The 15,961-nt window shown below is 40.2% G+C and carries 11 protein-coding genes, 2 tRNA genes and 3 rRNA genes; 2 read left to right on the top strand and 14 right to left on the bottom strand.

Annotation, left to right across the window (positions count from 1 at the left end):
• Positions 1–18 precede the first annotated feature (18 nt).
• From SBO79_RS01100 to rlmN, 4 genes are all read right to left on the bottom strand, one after another.
• Positions 19–693, bottom strand: a complete 675-nt coding sequence (locus SBO79_RS01100) for a hypothetical protein (RefSeq protein ID WP_318641206.1) — start codon at positions 691–693, stop codon at positions 19–21.
• Complete coding sequence (locus tag SBO79_RS01105) at positions 684–1,241, bottom strand: RNA polymerase sigma factor (RefSeq protein WP_318641207.1); 558 nt, start codon at positions 1,239–1,241, stop codon at positions 684–686. Before SBO79_RS01105 ends, SBO79_RS01100 begins: the two co-directional genes overlap by 10 nt.
• Before the next feature lie 119 nt (positions 1,242–1,360).
• The gene (locus SBO79_RS01110; protein WP_318641208.1) at positions 1,361–2,338 is read right to left on the bottom strand and encodes a polyprenyl synthetase family protein; all 978 of its coding nucleotides are present in this window, start codon (positions 2,336–2,338) and stop codon (positions 1,361–1,363) included.
• A gap of 59 nt (positions 2,339–2,397) precedes the next feature.
• The gene (gene rlmN / locus SBO79_RS01115) at positions 2,398–3,438 is read right to left on the bottom strand and encodes a dual-specificity RNA methyltransferase RlmN (RefSeq protein ID WP_318641209.1); all 1,041 of its coding nucleotides are present in this window, start codon (positions 3,436–3,438) and stop codon (positions 2,398–2,400) included.
• A 71-nt stretch (positions 3,439–3,509) separates the two neighbouring features.
• On the opposite strand from rlmN, the gene SBO79_RS01120 reads away from it, so the two are divergent.
• Complete coding sequence (locus SBO79_RS01120) at positions 3,510–4,151, top strand: O-methyltransferase (protein WP_318641210.1); 642 nt, start codon at positions 3,510–3,512, stop codon at positions 4,149–4,151.
• A gap of 154 nt (positions 4,152–4,305) precedes the next feature.
• On the opposite strand, the gene SBO79_RS01125 is transcribed toward SBO79_RS01120, so the two are convergent.
• From SBO79_RS01125 to SBO79_RS01145, 5 genes are all read right to left on the bottom strand, one after another.
• Positions 4,306–4,905 carry a phosphatase PAP2 family protein gene (locus tag SBO79_RS01125; protein ID WP_318641211.1) on the bottom strand — a complete coding sequence of 200 codons (600 nt, stop codon included), beginning with the start codon at positions 4,903–4,905 and terminating at the stop codon, positions 4,306–4,308.
• Entirely contained in the window at positions 4,906–5,304 is a 399-nt protein-coding gene (locus SBO79_RS01130; protein ID WP_318641212.1) for a twin-arginine translocase TatA/TatE family subunit, read from the bottom strand.
• A 68-nt stretch (positions 5,305–5,372) separates the two neighbouring features.
• The gene (locus SBO79_RS01135) at positions 5,373–7,592 is read right to left on the bottom strand and encodes a M1 family metallopeptidase (RefSeq protein ID WP_318641213.1); all 2,220 of its coding nucleotides are present in this window, start codon (positions 7,590–7,592) and stop codon (positions 5,373–5,375) included.
• Between the two features lie 42 nt (positions 7,593–7,634).
• On the bottom strand, positions 7,635–8,138 hold the full coding sequence (locus tag SBO79_RS01140; RefSeq protein ID WP_318641214.1) for a DUF6702 family protein: 504 nt from the start codon (positions 8,136–8,138) through the stop codon (positions 7,635–7,637).
• A 13-nt stretch (positions 8,139–8,151) separates the two neighbouring features.
• Complete coding sequence (locus SBO79_RS01145) at positions 8,152–8,733, bottom strand: hypothetical protein (protein ID WP_318641215.1); 582 nt, start codon at positions 8,731–8,733, stop codon at positions 8,152–8,154.
• A gap of 294 nt (positions 8,734–9,027) precedes the next feature.
• Between SBO79_RS01145 and pepE the strand changes: the two genes are divergently transcribed.
• Positions 9,028–9,732, top strand: a complete 705-nt coding sequence (gene pepE / locus SBO79_RS01150; protein ID WP_318641216.1) for a dipeptidase PepE — start codon at positions 9,028–9,030, stop codon at positions 9,730–9,732.
• A gap of 800 nt (positions 9,733–10,532) precedes the next feature.
• On the opposite strand, the gene rrf is transcribed toward pepE, so the two are convergent.
• The 5 genes from rrf to SBO79_RS01175 form a co-directional block, all read right to left on the bottom strand.
• A 5S ribosomal RNA gene (gene rrf / locus SBO79_RS01155) occupies positions 10,533–10,642 on the bottom strand.
• Positions 10,643–10,795: 153 nt separating this feature from the next.
• Positions 10,796–13,685 (bottom strand): 23S ribosomal RNA (locus SBO79_RS01160).
• 186 nt (positions 13,686–13,871) lie between these two features.
• A tRNA-Ala gene (locus SBO79_RS01165) sits at positions 13,872–13,945 on the bottom strand.
• Positions 13,946–14,070: 125 nt separating this feature from the next.
• A tRNA-Ile gene (locus SBO79_RS01170) sits at positions 14,071–14,144 on the bottom strand.
• A 104-nt stretch (positions 14,145–14,248) separates the two neighbouring features.
• A 16S ribosomal RNA gene (locus SBO79_RS01175) occupies positions 14,249–15,766 on the bottom strand.
• Together the 16S, 23S and 5S rRNA genes with 2 tRNA genes alongside form the textbook arrangement of a ribosomal RNA operon.
• Between the last annotated feature and the right edge of the window lie 195 nt (positions 15,767–15,961).

Genomic DNA, 15,961 nt, shown 5'->3' on the forward strand with positions numbered 1-15,961 from the left:
ATTCTTGAGGGGGTGTTTCTAATACGATTCTAGATTTCGATTGGAAACGGCAACTTTAATTTCTTGGTAATTTTTGGATACTGATCTGATCATTTTCTCTCTAAATGTGAGCTCGATTTCGCCATCAACTTGAGATAAGAGATTTTTCGCACTCACTTTTACGGCTGAATTTGGTTTTTGTAATGACGTAGCATCAGCGAGAAGTTTTTCTAAATTATCATCGTTAACTGAATTTCTGATTATTTTATTAGGAATCGCGGGACTACTTACATTGGCAATTTCTTCTTCAACTGATTTGGTTGACTTAGTAGAAATAGGGCTAACTATTTTTGCAATTGCATTTCGAGATTCTTTTACTTTCTTTGTTTGTTGCCCACCTTGTACTTCTACAACTTCTTCTTGATTACTATTGATTTCCTGCGGAATATCTATGGGAGTAGTTATTGCAGAGTTGTCTTGATTTACGACTTGAATAGCATCGCTGTCACCTCCTAATTGCATCATAAATATATTACCAACAAATAAAAATCCAAGAATTGAAGCGGCGATATAAAGCCAAATCATCGGTTTCTTCTTTTTCTTTGGAGTCTCGCTCAGCATGGTATCAAGCTTATTCCAAGAATCTGCCGAAGGAGTAATCTCCCTATCATTGAGTTTGGTTCGAAAATCTGTATCGTATTTATTTAATTCCATTTTTGGTACTCATTTAATTTATTAATCTGCACTTGCAACATCTTCCTAGCATTTGACAACTGCGATTTTGAAGTTCCTTCGTTTATCCCCAACATTTCGGCAATCTCTTTATGTTTGTAACCTTCGATTGCATAAAGGTTGAAGATCATTTTGTAGCCTTCCGGCAAATTGTCTATCGCTGTTTGAATTTCTTCGATTCCGAGGTTGCAATCGATTTCGCCCACACCGTCTTGAATTTCTAACTCGTCATCAATAAAATGAATCTTCTTATTTGTTCGGATTCTATCTAAACATTCATTTACCATAATCCTTCGCATCCAACCTTCAAAGCTTCCTTTATCCTCAAAATTTTTAATGTTCGAAAAAACTTTCATAAATCCCGTGAGCATTACATCTTCGGCGTGCTGCAAGTCCTTTATATACAATCGGCAAACGCTCAACATCTTTGGTGCAAATCGACCGTAAATTTCTTGTTGCGCTTTTCGATCTTTGGCTATAGCCAAATCAATAAGAGTGTTTAATTGCTGATGTAGTTTAATAACTTTCAAAGTGGTTTATAAAAGTGGTTCTATTAGTATAGACGAGAATAGCCTAGAAAAGGTTGTACGGGATTGTAATTATTTTTTAAAAATAAAAATAATTAACTGATAATAAGCTATTTATAAATTTATTTTTTTCGTTCTATCACATAATTTACCATAAGAACGAGGGCGTCCTTAAATTCGGATTGCGGGTAAACTTCCAAAAGCTGAAGTGCTTGTTGTTGAAATTCAATCATTTTTTCTTCGGCATATTTCAAACCATTTTGCTGCTTGACAAATGCTATAACTTCTTTGACCCGCTTTTTATCTTTATTGTGGTTTTTGACCGAATTGATCAGCCATCTCTTTTGAGATTTATCAGAATGATTGAGAGCATAGATTAATGGAAGAGTCATTTTTTGCTCCTTAATATCAATACCTGTAGGCTTTCCGATAGCATCATCTGTATAATCAAACAAGTCGTCTTTTATTTGAAAAGCCATTCCGATTAATTCGCCAAAAAGTCGCATATTTTCGACCTGAGCATCATCATTTTCAAGAACTGATCTCGCTCCAAGAGCGCAACAAGCGGCGATAAGAGTGGCAGTTTTCTTTCTGATGATGTCATAGTAAATATCTTCGGTAATGTCGAGTCGGCGGGCTTTTTCTATCTGAAGTAATTCACCTTCGCTCATTTCGCGAACGGCAACTGAGATAATTTTTAGAAGATCAAAATCGCCATTGTCTATAGAAAGTAGCAATCCTTTTGACAGTAAATAATCTCCAACGAGAACTGCAATTTTATTTTTCCAAAGTGCATTTATAGAGAAAAATCCCCGTCTTTGATTAGAATCATCCACAACATCATCGTGCACAAGAGTGGCAGTGTGAATAAGTTCGATTACGGCGGCACCCCTATAAGTGCGTTCATTAACTGCTGCATCTAACATTTTGGCGGTTAAGAAAACAAACATTGGACGCATTTGCTTTCCTTTTCGATTAACCACATAGTGGGTAATTCTGTTGAGGAGCGCTACCTGTGAAGTCATAGATTGGTAAAACTTCTTCTCGAAGACAGCCATTTCTACAACAATAGGCGCTTTTATTTGCTCGGTGATTTTCATTCTACAACAGTGATGATGATTTTTATTAAAACTTTAATTTAAGAATATGTTTGCCCTAATCAGGACTTGTTGGCGAGTTGTCCACAGGCAGCATCAATATCTTTTCCACGGCTGCGACGTACTTTGGCCACAATTCCATTTTCGGCTAGAGCTGAAATATAAGCATCTATAGCCTCATCTGAAGCTTGCTGAAATTCGCCTTCTGTCTCTATTGGATTGTACTCAATAAGATTCACCTTGCAAGGAACATATTTGCAAAATTTGACAAGCGCATCTACAGATTCCTTATTGTCATTGATGTTTTTCCATACCACATATTCATAGGTCACCTTACTCTTGGTTTTTGCATACCAATATTGCAGAGATTCTTTGAGATCTACCAAAGGGAAATTTTTGCTAAAAGGCATAATGCTCGCTCTGATTGAATCAATTGCTGAGTGTAGTGACACTGCTAATTGGAATTTTACTTCATCATCTGCTAGTTTCTTAATCATTTTGGGCAAGCCCGAAGTAGAAACTGTAATTCGTTTTGGCGACATACTAAGTCCTTCTGTCGAAGTTATCATATCTATTGCCTTAAGTACATTGTTGTAATTCATCAATGGCTCACCCATACCCATGAAAACAATGTTAGAAAGTGGGCGGTTATGATACAATCTACTTTCTTTATCGATTGCTATTACTTGATCATAGATTTCGTCAGGATTTAGGTTACGCATTCTCTTGAGTTGTGCTGTTGCACAAAAATTGCAATCCAAACTACAACCTACCTGACTAGAAACGCAGGCGGTAGTACGAGTATTTGTAGGAATAAGCACCGATTCTACAACGAGACCATCGTGAAGACGCACGGCATTCTTGACCGTACCGTCACTAGAGCGCTGCATCTGATCGACTTTGATGTGATTAATTACAAAGTTTTCTTCGAGCATCGCACGAGTTGCCTTAGAGAGATTTGTCATATCTTCAAAGCTGTGAGCGCCTTTGCTCCATAGCCATTCATACACTTGATTGCCTCGAAAAGCTTTGTCGTTTATGCTGAAAAATTCTCTTAATTCCTCTTTACTTAATGCTCGTATGTCTTTCTTAGTGATTTCCATGGTTGCAAATTTAATGGTTATTTCTTGAATAGGTCATTTAGGAATTTATAACTTTGTCCAAAACTTTAAAAATGCACTTTATTTCGTCCGAACTTGAAAATTATGTTGAGAAGCATTCTGAAAATGAACCTCAACTACTTGCTGATCTCAACCGCGAAACATACCAAAAAGTATTGTTGCCGAGAATGTTGAGTGGCCATTTTCAAGGTCGTGTTTTGAGTATGCTTTCTAAGTTGATAAGACCTGTCAATATTTTGGAAATTGGTACTTATACAGGTTATTCGGCTTTATGTCTTGCCGAAGGAATGCAGGATTCTGGCACCTTGCATACAATAGACATCAAGGAAGAATTGGTAGATTTGCAGCGCAAATACTTTGATCGATCTCCTTGGGGAAAACAAATTGTGCAGCATTTGGGCCAAGCGACGGATATTATTCCGCTTTTGGACTTGAAATTTGATTTGGTTTTTATTGATGCTGACAAAGAAAATTACCTCAACTATTATGAGATGATTGTACCAATAATGAACAAAGGCGGAATTATCTTATCTGATAATGTGTTGTGGAGCGGAAAAGTTTTGGAAGAATTAAATCCAAAAGATATTAGTACCGCAGTTTTATTGAAATATAATAAATTGCTTCAGGAAGATCCACGTGTAGAAACTGTGTTGTTGCCAATACGTGATGGATTAACGGTTTCGAGGGTTTTGTAAGCTATCGAAATTTGTTGTCGACGGAATTCTTCGGTAGTGGCGAAATCAAAAAAATCTAGATGTGATACTAGTGCATGACCTCAATTTATTGAAATTGATGTTGCGAGCGTTCTTTCGGCGAAAGCCAAATCCTTATTATCGATGAACTAAAAATTTATTCATTTTCCATAGCCGAATTTCTTCTTTCCATTCTTGGAATCAGATACTTTTTATTGATAAAATTAAATAGTAAATAGGCTAGGAATCCCATAATTATACCAAAGAAAAAACCTGATAAAATATCGCTAGGATAATGCAATCCTAAGTAAATACGGCTGTAAGCAAATACTAACGACCATAAAAAGAAGAAGCCAATATATTTTATTTGCTTGCGAGCAATGAGGTAAATAAACATTGCTACCGCCATAGAATTTGCCGCGTGACCTGACCAAAAACTAAAACTATAACGCATTTGCACCTGCCTCATTCCCATATTGATGAGAATATTATTGGTTGGTCTGAGTCGTCCGTAATGACCTTTTACAAAATTTGTAGTTTGATCTGTGAACAAAACTAAAAGTGCAATTACTCCAATAGCGAGCAAAGTTTGCTGCAGACCGAGTTTTTTGTACATGACATACAGTAGAAAAAGGAAAAGAGGTGTCCAATGTTCCTGTCTTGTAATCGCTAACCAAATTGGGTCTCGCCATGAACTGCCAAGGCCGTTTAGATAAACCAAAAGATTTGAATCAAGTCGTAATAATTCTTCAAGCATTTAATTACGTTTTATTGGGCCGTCTTGCGTTGGCTCTTCGATAATTGGTTCGTTTAATTTACTATCAGCGATAGAATCGTCTAAATCTGTACTTTCTTTCTTGAAGGTGTTTCGCAATTGATCTATCTCTGAAGTTACTTTTTCTTGGATTGCAGTTTCCTGGACCATTTTTGTAAATCCTTCTTTGGCCTTATTTATTTCTGTAGAAATTCCGCCGGTTAGTTCGTCCATATTAAGGCCACTTCCGTGAATGTTGTCTTTGATTTCGTTGGTTGCATTTTTAAGCTGTGCCATGCCTTTGGCGAAAGCCCGTGCAAATTCTGGAATCTTATCAGATCCAAAAAGCATTAGTATAATCAAAATTATAAAAATTAATTCTCCTCCTCCTATTCCAAACATAAGACATCTATTTTAAGCAAAGTTACAAAGTTGTGACTTTTAAAATGCGCAATTTATTCATAATAATTTTAATCAAATTTTGACTTAATCAGCTCTCGTGGCCAGACATTATTTGTTACATCTGTATCTGCGGTTTCAAGCTTTGGATCGATCTGGATTTTTAGTAATTCTTTTTCCGTTGCAAATGTACGACTGACCTCTTGATCATTTAATCGCCAAATTTGAGCTGGAAAAGTCTGAATTTCTGATGTTCCATCTATAAAAGTCAATTCGACAATAATTGGCATAACCAAGCCTCCCGGTTTATTGAAAGTTACTTCATAGAAAAACTTAGGATTTTTTAAATTTTTCCTCTCTTCTGCAGTAAAGTTCACTGTAAGATATTCTTCCAAAGTTTTGACGTTTTTAAAATCTAATCCTTTGTTTTTACTAGAAATCTTATCATCAGCAACCATATAGACCAATGGTCCTGCGGCAGTTTTTCTATTTCTACGAGTTACTTCAACTACTTCTACATCCTTTGGAGCTTTATCAGTTATCTGAAATTTGACAACATCTTTAATTCCAATATCATTGTAATCTGTCGTAAAAAACCATCCTCTCCAAAACCAGTCAAGGTCTACCGAAGACGCATCTTCCATAGTACGGAAAAAATCTTCTGGGGTTGGATGTTTAAATTTCCACCGTTTGGAGTATGTACGAAAAGCGTGATCAAATAGTTCAGGACCCATCACAGTATTTCGTAAAATATTTAACGCAGTCGCCGGTTTTCCATAGGCATTATTTCCAAATTGATGAATATTTTCAGAATTAGACATTATAGGTTCCAAGCTCTTTGGATCTCCGCTCATATACGGAACTATGTTCTTGGCAGGACCGCGTCTCGATGGAAAGTTTGTATCAAATGTTTGCTCAGTCAAATATTGCAGAAACGTATTTAGACCCTCGTCCATCCACGTCCATTGTCTCTCGTCTGAATTGACAATCATCGGGAAAAAGTTGTGTCCCACTTCATGTATAATTACTCCAAGCATTCCGTATTTGACGTTATCTGAATAGGTCAAATCTTTCTCCGGACGGCCAAAATTCCAGCAAATCATTGGATATTCCATTCCTTGATCTTGTGCATTTACCGAGATTGCTTTTGGGTACGGATAGTCAAAAGTATAAGAAGAATACGATTTCAAAGTATGTGCAACAGCTCTAGTCGAATATTTTTCCCATAGTGGATTTCCTTCTTTTGGATAAAGAGAAACAGCCATAACAATCTTGTCATTAATCTTTACTGCCATCGCATCGCTGATGAACTTGCGAGAAGTGGAAATTCCGAAATCACGAACATTCTCTGCTCGAAATTTCCAAGTTTTTGTCTTCTTACTGCGACCTTTTTCTATTTCAGTTGCTTCGGCTTGTGTGATAATTACCACAGGATTATCAAATGATTTCTCCGCCTGCTTGTATCTCTTCAGTTGTTCTTTGGTATAAACTTCTTCGCGATTTAGCAAACTTCCTGTTGCATCAAGAAAGTGATCTGCTGGCACGGTAATCGAAACATCATAATTCCCAAAAGGAAGCGCAAATTCACCACCTCCCCAAAATTGCATATTCTGCCAACCTTCAACATCATTGTAAACTGCCATTCGCGGATGAAATTGGGCGATTACATACAAGTTATTTCCATCTTCTTTAAAATGTTCGTAGCCAGAACGACCGCCAACTTCCATATAATTATTGATATTATACCAATATTTTATCGAAAAAGAATATTTTTCGCCGTGCTTCAAAGGCTTGTCGAGATCAATTCGCATCATTGTATGATTTACCGTATACGGAAGATCTTTGCCTTGAACATCCTTTACATAATCGATTTTAAAACCACCGTCAAACTTTTCTTCAAAGTAATTTCTAGAAAATGCCGATGCACTAATTGACGAACTCATTTTATCATTTCGCGCTAATGGTGACTGCGAATCTTGTGCGTTGATATTCTGATCTAGCTGAATCCACAAATAATCCAGCGACTCTTTAGCATTATTGTGATAGGTGACAGTTTCAGTCCCGTAAATTCGAGCCTTATCATCATCTAGGGTTATATCAATTTTGTAATCCGCCTGCTGCTGATAATATTCTGGACCTGGCGCACCTGATGCAGTACGATACATATTTGGCGTGGCCAAGACATCATACATTTGTCTAAACTTATTATTATTAATCCGATTAGGATTATCGGTTTGAGCAAATGTCGTGGCAAAACTCGCAAGAATTAGAAGCGTGATAATTTTATTCATAAATTTCTAAAAAAATTTGAAGCATAAAAATAGTACTATTAATTAAAAAGTCTGTCGTCCCGAAGGTTTTTCTGCCGTTAAAAGCAAACTGGACTTCTCTTTATCAATTGTAAGTTGAATAATATTTTGCTGTGTGGGAAGAATATCAAGCAGAGAAGTGTTTTTTACTTCGATAGATTTTACAGATCCTAGATTTTCAACTTTAAAATAACTAATGAAAACATTGTTTTCTACCTCGCTGCTCAAATATTTATATGTGACAATTTTATTATTAATCTTGATGAGAAGATGGCTTTTCTGATACTTTTCGAAAAGTAAAATATCTTCTGCTGATTGACTTTTCTCGCCAAGAGCTACTTTCTTTTTTGACGAAGCTTCGACCGCTTCTACTAAATCATCGAGAAAAATACGGCTGATAATTTGAAGTTCTTTTTTGGCAGGTTTATAATCAATTTGATAAATACTCACATAAAATCTGTGAGCAGAATAAGCCGAAATAGTAAGTAAAATAAAAATTAGGGATACTCCAAATAAAAGTTTTCTCATTTTTCAAAATTAATCATTTGGTTTCACTCTGCATAATTACATTATAATCCACTGCAAGCCTCGCCATTTGAAATAATACACGATGTTTGTGTTGCGATTTCAATGCTGACAGAAATGTTGCATCCTCAACAAGAAATCGTTCAAAATCCTCGTGGTAATCCGCCTCAACGCCAAAGCTTTTGGTATAATATGATCGAAGATTTAGACGTTGAAGTTTTTCAAGGTTTTCATTTTTTCTTGAATAGGCCAACGCTGTTCTCAAATCTCGAGCTTGACCCGTAAGTTCGTTTACTACCGTAAATATTCCACCGCCAGATGATCGCATAAGTCGCTCACGCTTTGTTGGCATTACAAAACCTGGGGTAACTATCCCCAAAGAAACTGCATTAATATGTGAATAATTATTGACCAGTACCTCTTTCAGCTCTTCAATCTTATAAGTCATTACAACTGTGAAAATCACCGTCAGATCTTCTTTTGAAATAGAATGCCTCATATAATCGAGCCGCTTATCATAAAACACAAGAAGGTGGTCTTCCAACGCATTAATGCTAAATCGTCCATTTATATCCGTCTTTGTACTTTCTTTAGTCACTAAATTTATCACCTCCACCCCTTGAACGGCAGTAGAATCGGCTATAATTCTTCCTATTACAACAGAATTTTGAGATAAAACAGAATGAGTGAACGATATTAAAAAAAGGAGTAAAAAACTTTTAAGCACTTATTGGTAATTAAGATGTTACGATGGTAAAAGTATTAGCAACAGCTTATAATAAATCCCTAACGTACTATTAATTTCATGTTAATAAGGTATTACAAAAAAATATTTCAAAATATACAGTAACTTTGAGATGGATAATAAAATCTTGAAATTTACCGAAGACTAATGAAAAATTTAATTATTGCAAGTACGTCTACCGTACACGACAGCAGTTATTTAGAATATCTTTTACCTGAATTGGAGAACCATTTTAATGGTTGCGAAACCATTCTATTTATCCCCTACGCACGCCCTGGCGGAATTACTTATGATGACTATACTGCAAAAGTGTCGGAAGCTTTCGCTAAAATCAATAAAAAAGTTAAAGGAATCCACCAGTATTTTGATCCAGTTATTGCCATACAGAATGCCGAAGCTATCTTTACGGGTGGCGGAAACACCTTTTTGCTAGTTCACACACTCTATGAACACGAATTGATGCAAAAACTTGCGGATGTCCTTGAGAACGGAATTCCATATTTAGGCACAAGTGCGGGCAGCAATATCGCGGGGGTGAGCATGCAGACCACCAACGATATGCCCATTATTTATCCATCGTCTTTCAAGACCTTGGGTCTATTTCCCTTCAATTTAAATCCTCACTACCTTGATCCAGTGGAAAATTCCACACACATGGGAGAAACCCGTGAAACCCGTATCAAAGAGTATCACAAATTCAATAAAGTCCCAGTTGTAGGTTTGCGCGAAGGCAGTTGGCTTGAAATAAAGGGGGATACCATTACTTTAAGAGGTGAGTACAAAGCCCGATTATTTAGACAAAATCACGAAGCTGTTGAATTACCTACTAACGAACTACTAAGTTTTTTATAGTTTCAGAATCACAAAGAATATAAATTGAATTTGCAGATTTATTTGGGCGAGTCCTTTCGCCAGAACATCCTCGGTAACATTGCAATTTTTATTTGGCTCAGGTCGGGCTATCCGTTCCCAATCTTTCTTGTAGCTTTTGCTCCGCAACGCCACAAGAAAGGATTTGCACTGCTATCCCTCTCGCAAATGACTTCGTTGCAGCAAATTAATATAGTTAATAGTACTATGCTTCCTTCCACTGCAGAAAAATAAATATTTTTTTCGATACAACAGATTGTTATTTAAATGGTATTAATACAGGTCGCTGCATCAGTAGTGGGTAACTAAATTACCCATAAACAGAGAGCTTAGTATGGACAATGTTATATAGGTGAATCTATTGCCACAAAGATTATTGGTTTATAATCAATGTCACAATAATACTCTATTCCAAAAATTACTTGTGAGGTCGATTGTATGCCATACGATCTTTAATTAACGTCGCGTTCCAACTGTTTCGTTTTATATGGTCGTCCTGATGAAACCTCTATTTCTCATATCTCTGTACTCCGCAGTTTAAACTACGGTCCACAATCAAATCGTCTCGAAATGACCAATCAATTATTTCATAACTAAATGAACGGATATAACAATTCATAAACTAAAGATTTCTAAAAGGAGGTGAAATCCTACGGAAAGAATTTTGAAAAGACCCACTGGTACAGACAAGGCATGCCTTGTCTCAACCAACTACCACTATTTTTTTATCAAAATAGATTAAAAACAAAAAACCCCGTTCGTTAGAACGGGGTTTTTAAAAAGAAAGGCGACGACATACTCTCCCACATAACTGCAGTACCATCTGCGCAGGCGGGCTTAACTACTCTGTTCGGGATGGGAAGAGGTGAGCCCCGCCGCAATAACCACCTTAAGTCGTTAGTTGCTTTGGACAACTTGCTTACATATAACAGTCAACTGTGGACTGATAGCTGTAAACTAATATTATTAACACACTGGGATAAAGAAATATACTATTTTGTAGAAGAAAGTCGCCCCTTGCCTATCCGAAGACCGGCAAGGAGGAGTATACAAGCTTACGGGTTATTAGTACTACTCGACTATGACATTACTGCCTTTACATCTATAGCCTATCAACGTGGTCATCTCCCACGACCCTTAAAAGAAATCTCATCTTGTGGTGGGTTTCGCGCTTATATGCTTTCAGCGCTTATCCCTGCCAAACGTAGCTACTCTGCGGTGCCCCTGGCGGGACAACAGATACACCAGCGGTTTGTCCAACTCGGTCCTCTCGTACTAGAGTCAGATCCACTCAAATTTCTTGCGCCCGCAGTAGATAGAGACCGAACTGTCTCACGACGTTCTGAACCCAGCTCGCGTGCCACTTTAATGGGCGAACAGCCCAACCCTTGGGACCTTCTCCAGCCCCAGGATGTGACGAGCCGACATCGAGGTGCCAAACCCCCCCGTCGATATGAGCTCTTGGGGGAGATCAGCCTGTTATCCCCGGCGTACCTTTTATCCTTTGAGCGATGGCCCTTCCATGCGGAACCACCGGATCACTATGCTCTACTTTCGTACCTGATCGACCTGTATGTCTCTCAGTCAAGCTCCCTTATGCCATTGCACTCTACGCACGGTTACCAAGCGTACTGAGGGAACCTTTAGAAGCCTCCGTTACTCTTTTGGAGGCGACCACCCCAGTCAAACTACCCACCAAGCAATGTCCCCCGGATTCCGGGGTTAGATCCTAGATAAGCAAAGGGTGGTATTTCAACAATGACTAACCAACGCCTAGCGACGCTGGATCGAAGTCTCCCACCTATCCTACACATCACTTATCCAAGACCAATACTAAGCTATAGTAAAGGTGCACAGGGTCTTTTCGTCCCACTGCGGGTAAACGGCATCTTCACCGTTACTACAATTTCACCGAGCTCATGGCTGAGACAGTGTCCAGATCGTTACACCATTCGTGCAGGTCGGAACTTACCCGACAAGGAATTTCGCTACCTTAGGACCGTTATAGTTACGGCCGCCGTTTACTGGGGCTTCAATTCAATGCTTCTGAGTTACCCCATGACATCTCCTCTTAACCTTCCAGCACCGGGCAGGTGTCAGGCCCTATACTTCATCTTACGATTTTGCAGAGCCCTGTGTTTTTGATAAACAGTCGCCTGGACCTCTTCACTGCGGCCAGCATTGCTGCTGGCGACCTTTCTCCCGAAGTTACAGGTCTATTTTGCCTAATTCCTTAGCCATGAATCTCTCGAGCACCTTAGGATTCTCTCCTCGACTACCTGTGTCGGTTTACGGTACGGGTACTAATAACCTGAAGTTTAGAGGTTTTTCTTGGAAGCCCTTAGGCGCACTATCTCGTTGTCCGAAGACTCTGAGTACTATCGTATTTCCCCAAGCCGCGTGGATTTGCCTGCGCAGCTTATAGGTAGGTACTTCAACGAACTATTCCGTCAGTTCGCGGCGCTTTCATCACTCCGTCACCCCATCACAGTTATCAGTAGTACGGGAATATTAACCCGTTGGCCATCGACTGTCCCTTTCGGGTTCGCCTTAGGTCCCGACTAACCCACAGCTGATTAGCATAGCTGTGGAAACCTTAGTCTTTCGGTGAGGGGGTTTCTCGCCCCCTTTATCGTTACTTATGCCTACATTTTCTTTTCTAACCGGTCCAGCATGTCTCAAGACACACCTTCAACCCTGTTAGAATGCTCCCCTACCACTTACGAAATAAATCGTAAATCCATAGCTTCGGTAATATACTTATGCCCGATTATTATCCATGCTCGTCCGCTCGACTAGTGAGCTGTTACGCACTCTTTAAATGAATGGCTGCTTCCAAGCCAACATCCTAGCTGTCTGGGCAGACAAACCGCGTTCTTTCAACTTAGTATATATTTGGGGACCTTAGCTGATGGTCTGGGTTCTTTCCCTCTCGGACTTGGACCTTAGCACCCAAGCCCTCACTGTTAGTGAACATTATATAGCATTCGGAGTTTGTCAGGAATTGGTAGGCGGTGAAGCCCCCGCATCCAATCAGTAGCTCTACCTCTATATAACTTTATAACTAACGCTGCACCTAAATGCATTTCGGGGAGTACGAGCTATTTCCGAGTTTGATTGGCCTTTCACCCCTACCCACAGATCATCCCAAGACTTTTCAACGTCAACGGGTTCGGTCCTCCATTTAGTGTTACCTAAACTTCAACCTGTCCATGGGTAGATCACACGGTTTCGCGTCTAACACTACTGACTAAAGCGCCCTATTCAGACTCGCTTTCGCTACGGATCCGTGGCTTAACCACTTATCCTTGCCAGCAACGTTAACTCGTAGGCTCATTATGCAAAAGGCACGCCGTCACCCCACGAAGGGGCTCCGACCGCTTGTAGGCGTATGGTTTCAGGATCTATTTCACTCCGTTATTCACGGTTCTTTTCACCTTTCCCTCACGGTACTGGTTCACTATCGGTCTCTCAGGAGTATTTAGCCTTAGCGGATGGTCCCGCCAAATTCAGACAGGGTTTCACGTGCCCCGCCCTACTCAGGATACCACTATTCATTACATTTATTACCCATACGGGACTATCACCCTCTATGGTGTCACTTTCCAGTAACTTCCGGTTCTGCATGCATAAAATGTCGTGGTCCTACAACCCCAATATTGCCGTAACAACATTGGTTTGGGCTAATCCGCGTTCGCTCGCCACTACTTACGGAATCACTTTTGTTTTCTTCTCCTCCGCCTACTTAGATGTTTCAGTTCAGCGGGTTTGCTCTCCATTCGGAGTGACATGTCTTCAACATGCCGGGTTGCCCCATTCAGGTATTTACGGATCAATCGATGTGTGCTCGTCCCCGTAACTTTTCGCAGCTTATCACGCCTTTCATCGCCTCTGAGAGCCAAGGCATCCCCCATACGCCCTTATTTTGCTTGTATAATGTACATCAAGATAAATCTTGTGTACAAATAACTACAATTAACTTGTAGCTATATTTTTCTTTCTACTTATTTTGTATTTCTTATCCCAATATGTCAATGAACTTTGATCCGTATGAAGATGTCTGTATTAAGCAGCAAGACTTACGTCTTAATACTTGATACTACCATCTTGATACTATCTTGTGGAGAATAACGGAGTCGAACCGTTGACCTCCTGCGTGCAAGGCAGGCGCTCTAGCCAGCTGAGCTAATTCCCCTTTTTAGTATTTTAGTTAACAGTTTACAGTTAACAGTCTCTAAAAACGGTTAGCTTAACCTCTAAAATTTCCTTTTTTTTCTTTAAGCGTAACAGTATCTTCAATCGCGCTTGCTTTTGAAAAAGTAGTCCCGGGCAGACTCGAACTGCCGACCCCAACATTATCAGTGTTGTACTCTAACCAGCTGAGCTACGAGACTCTGTTTTATTTTTGCTTAAAAAATGTAATAATATGAACCAACAGCGAGAGTAAGTGATTAAACACTTCGATATATAAGACTTTGCGTCTTTTTGTATTCTCTAGAAAGGAGGTGTTCCAGCCGCACCTTCCGGTACGGCTACCTTGTTACGACTTAGCCCTAGTTACCAGTTTTACCCTAGGCAGCTCCTTGCGGTCACCGACTTCAGGCACCCCCAGCTTCCATGGCTTGACGGGCGGTGTGTACAAGGCCCGGGAACGTATTCACCGGATCATGGCTGATATCCGATTACTAGCGATTCCAGCTTCACGGAGTCGAGTTGCAGACTCCGATCCGAACTGTGACCGGTTTTGTAGATTCGCTCCTGGTCGCCCAGTGGCTGCTCTCTGTACCGGCCATTGTAGCACGTGTGTAGCCCAAGGCGTAAGGGCCGTGATGATTTGACGTCATCCCCACCTTCCTCACAGTTTGCACTGGCAGTCTTGTTAGAGTTCCCGACATGACTCGCTGGCAACTAACAACAGGGGTTGCGCTCGTTATAGGACTTAACCTGACACCTCACGGCACGAGCTGACGACAACCATGCAGCACCTTGTAAATTGTCTTGCGAAAAGTCTGTTTCCAAACCGGTCAATCTACATTTAAGCCTTGGTAAGGTTCCTCGCGTATCATCGAATTAAACCACATGCTCCACCGCTTGTGCGGGCCCCCGTCAATTCCTTTGAGTTTCAAACTTGCGTTCGTACTCCCCAGGTGGGATACTTATCACTTTCGCTTAGCCACTGAGTCTTGCAACCCAACAGCTAGTATCCATCGTTTACGGCGTGGACTACCAGGGTATCTAATCCTGTTCGCTACCCACGCTTTCGTCCCTCAGCGTCAATATAGTAGTAGTAACCTGCCTTCGCAATTGGTATTCCATGTAATCTCTAAGCATTTCACCGCTACACTACATATTCTAGTTACTTCCTACTAATTCAAGCCCTGCAGTATCAACGGCCATTTCCCGGTTGAGCCGGGAGATTTCACCGCTGACTTACAGGGCCGCCTACGGACCCTTTAAACCCAATGATTCCGGATAACGCTTGGATCCTCCGTATTACCGCGGCTGCTGGCACGGAGTTAGCCGATCCTTATTCTTACGGTACCGTCAGTCTGGCTCACGAGCCAGGGTTTCTTCCCGTATAAAAGCAGTTTACAATCCATAGGACCGTCATCCTGCACGCGGCATGGCTGGTTCAGACTTGCGTCCATTGACCAATATTCCTCACTGCTGCCTCCCGTAGGAGTCTGGTCCGTGTCTCAGTACCAGTGTGGGGGATCTCCCTCTCAGGACCCCTACCCATCGAAGTCTTGGTAAGCCATTACCTTACCAACTAACTAATGGGACGCATGCTCATCTTTTACCGATAAATCTTTAATTAAATCTTGATGCCAAAACTTAATACTATAAGGTATTAATCCAAATTTCTCTGGGCTATCCCTTTGTAAAAGGTAGATTGCATACGCGTTACGCACCCGTGCGCCGGTCTCAAAAAAGCAAGCTTCTTCTACCCCTCGACTTGCATGTGTTAAGCCTGCCGCTAGCGTTCATCCTGAGCCAGGATCAAACTCTTCATCGTATAATTTTAATAACTTGTACAATAAAGACTCAAAGCTCGTTCTTATATTCTAACGTATTCTCTTCTTACTCTCTCTTAAATCATTCTGAAAATTGCTTCTCAAAATGTTGCTGTCAATTCAATATGTCTATGAACGTGTCTTCTTGTTTTTCCGCTTGTCGCTTGCGCGCTTAGCGGGGTGCAAAAGTACAACCT

The organism is Flavobacterium ardleyense (assembly GCF_033547075.1).
Lineage (GTDB): Bacteria > Bacteroidota > Bacteroidia > Flavobacteriales > Flavobacteriaceae > Flavobacterium > Flavobacterium ardleyense_A.

What these genes read in the sequence shown, in the direction of transcription:
- SBO79_RS01100 (WP_318641206.1), bottom strand. Translation starts at nt 693, where the DNA reads ATGGAATTAAATAAATACGATACAGATTTTCGAACCAAACTCAATGAT.
- SBO79_RS01110 (WP_318641208.1), bottom strand. Translation starts at nt 2,338, where the DNA reads ATGAAAATCACCGAGCAAATAAAAGCGCCTATTGTTGTAGAAATGGCT.
- rlmN (WP_318641209.1), bottom strand. Translation starts at nt 3,438, where the DNA reads ATGGAAATCACTAAGAAAGACATACGAGCATTAAGTAAAGAGGAATTA.
- SBO79_RS01120 (WP_318641210.1), top strand. Translation starts at nt 3,510, where the DNA reads ATGCACTTTATTTCGTCCGAACTTGAAAATTATGTTGAGAAGCATTCT.
- SBO79_RS01125 (WP_318641211.1), bottom strand. Translation starts at nt 4,905, where the DNA reads ATGCTTGAAGAATTATTACGACTTGATTCAAATCTTTTGGTTTATCTA.
- SBO79_RS01130 (WP_318641212.1), bottom strand. Translation starts at nt 5,304, where the DNA reads ATGTTTGGAATAGGAGGAGGAGAATTAATTTTTATAATTTTGATTATA.
- SBO79_RS01135 (WP_318641213.1), bottom strand. Translation starts at nt 7,592, where the DNA reads ATGAATAAAATTATCACGCTTCTAATTCTTGCGAGTTTTGCCACGACA.
- SBO79_RS01140 (WP_318641214.1), bottom strand. Translation starts at nt 8,138, where the DNA reads ATGAGAAAACTTTTATTTGGAGTATCCCTAATTTTTATTTTACTTACT.
- pepE (WP_318641216.1), top strand. Translation starts at nt 9,028, where the DNA reads ATGAAAAATTTAATTATTGCAAGTACGTCTACCGTACACGACAGCAGT.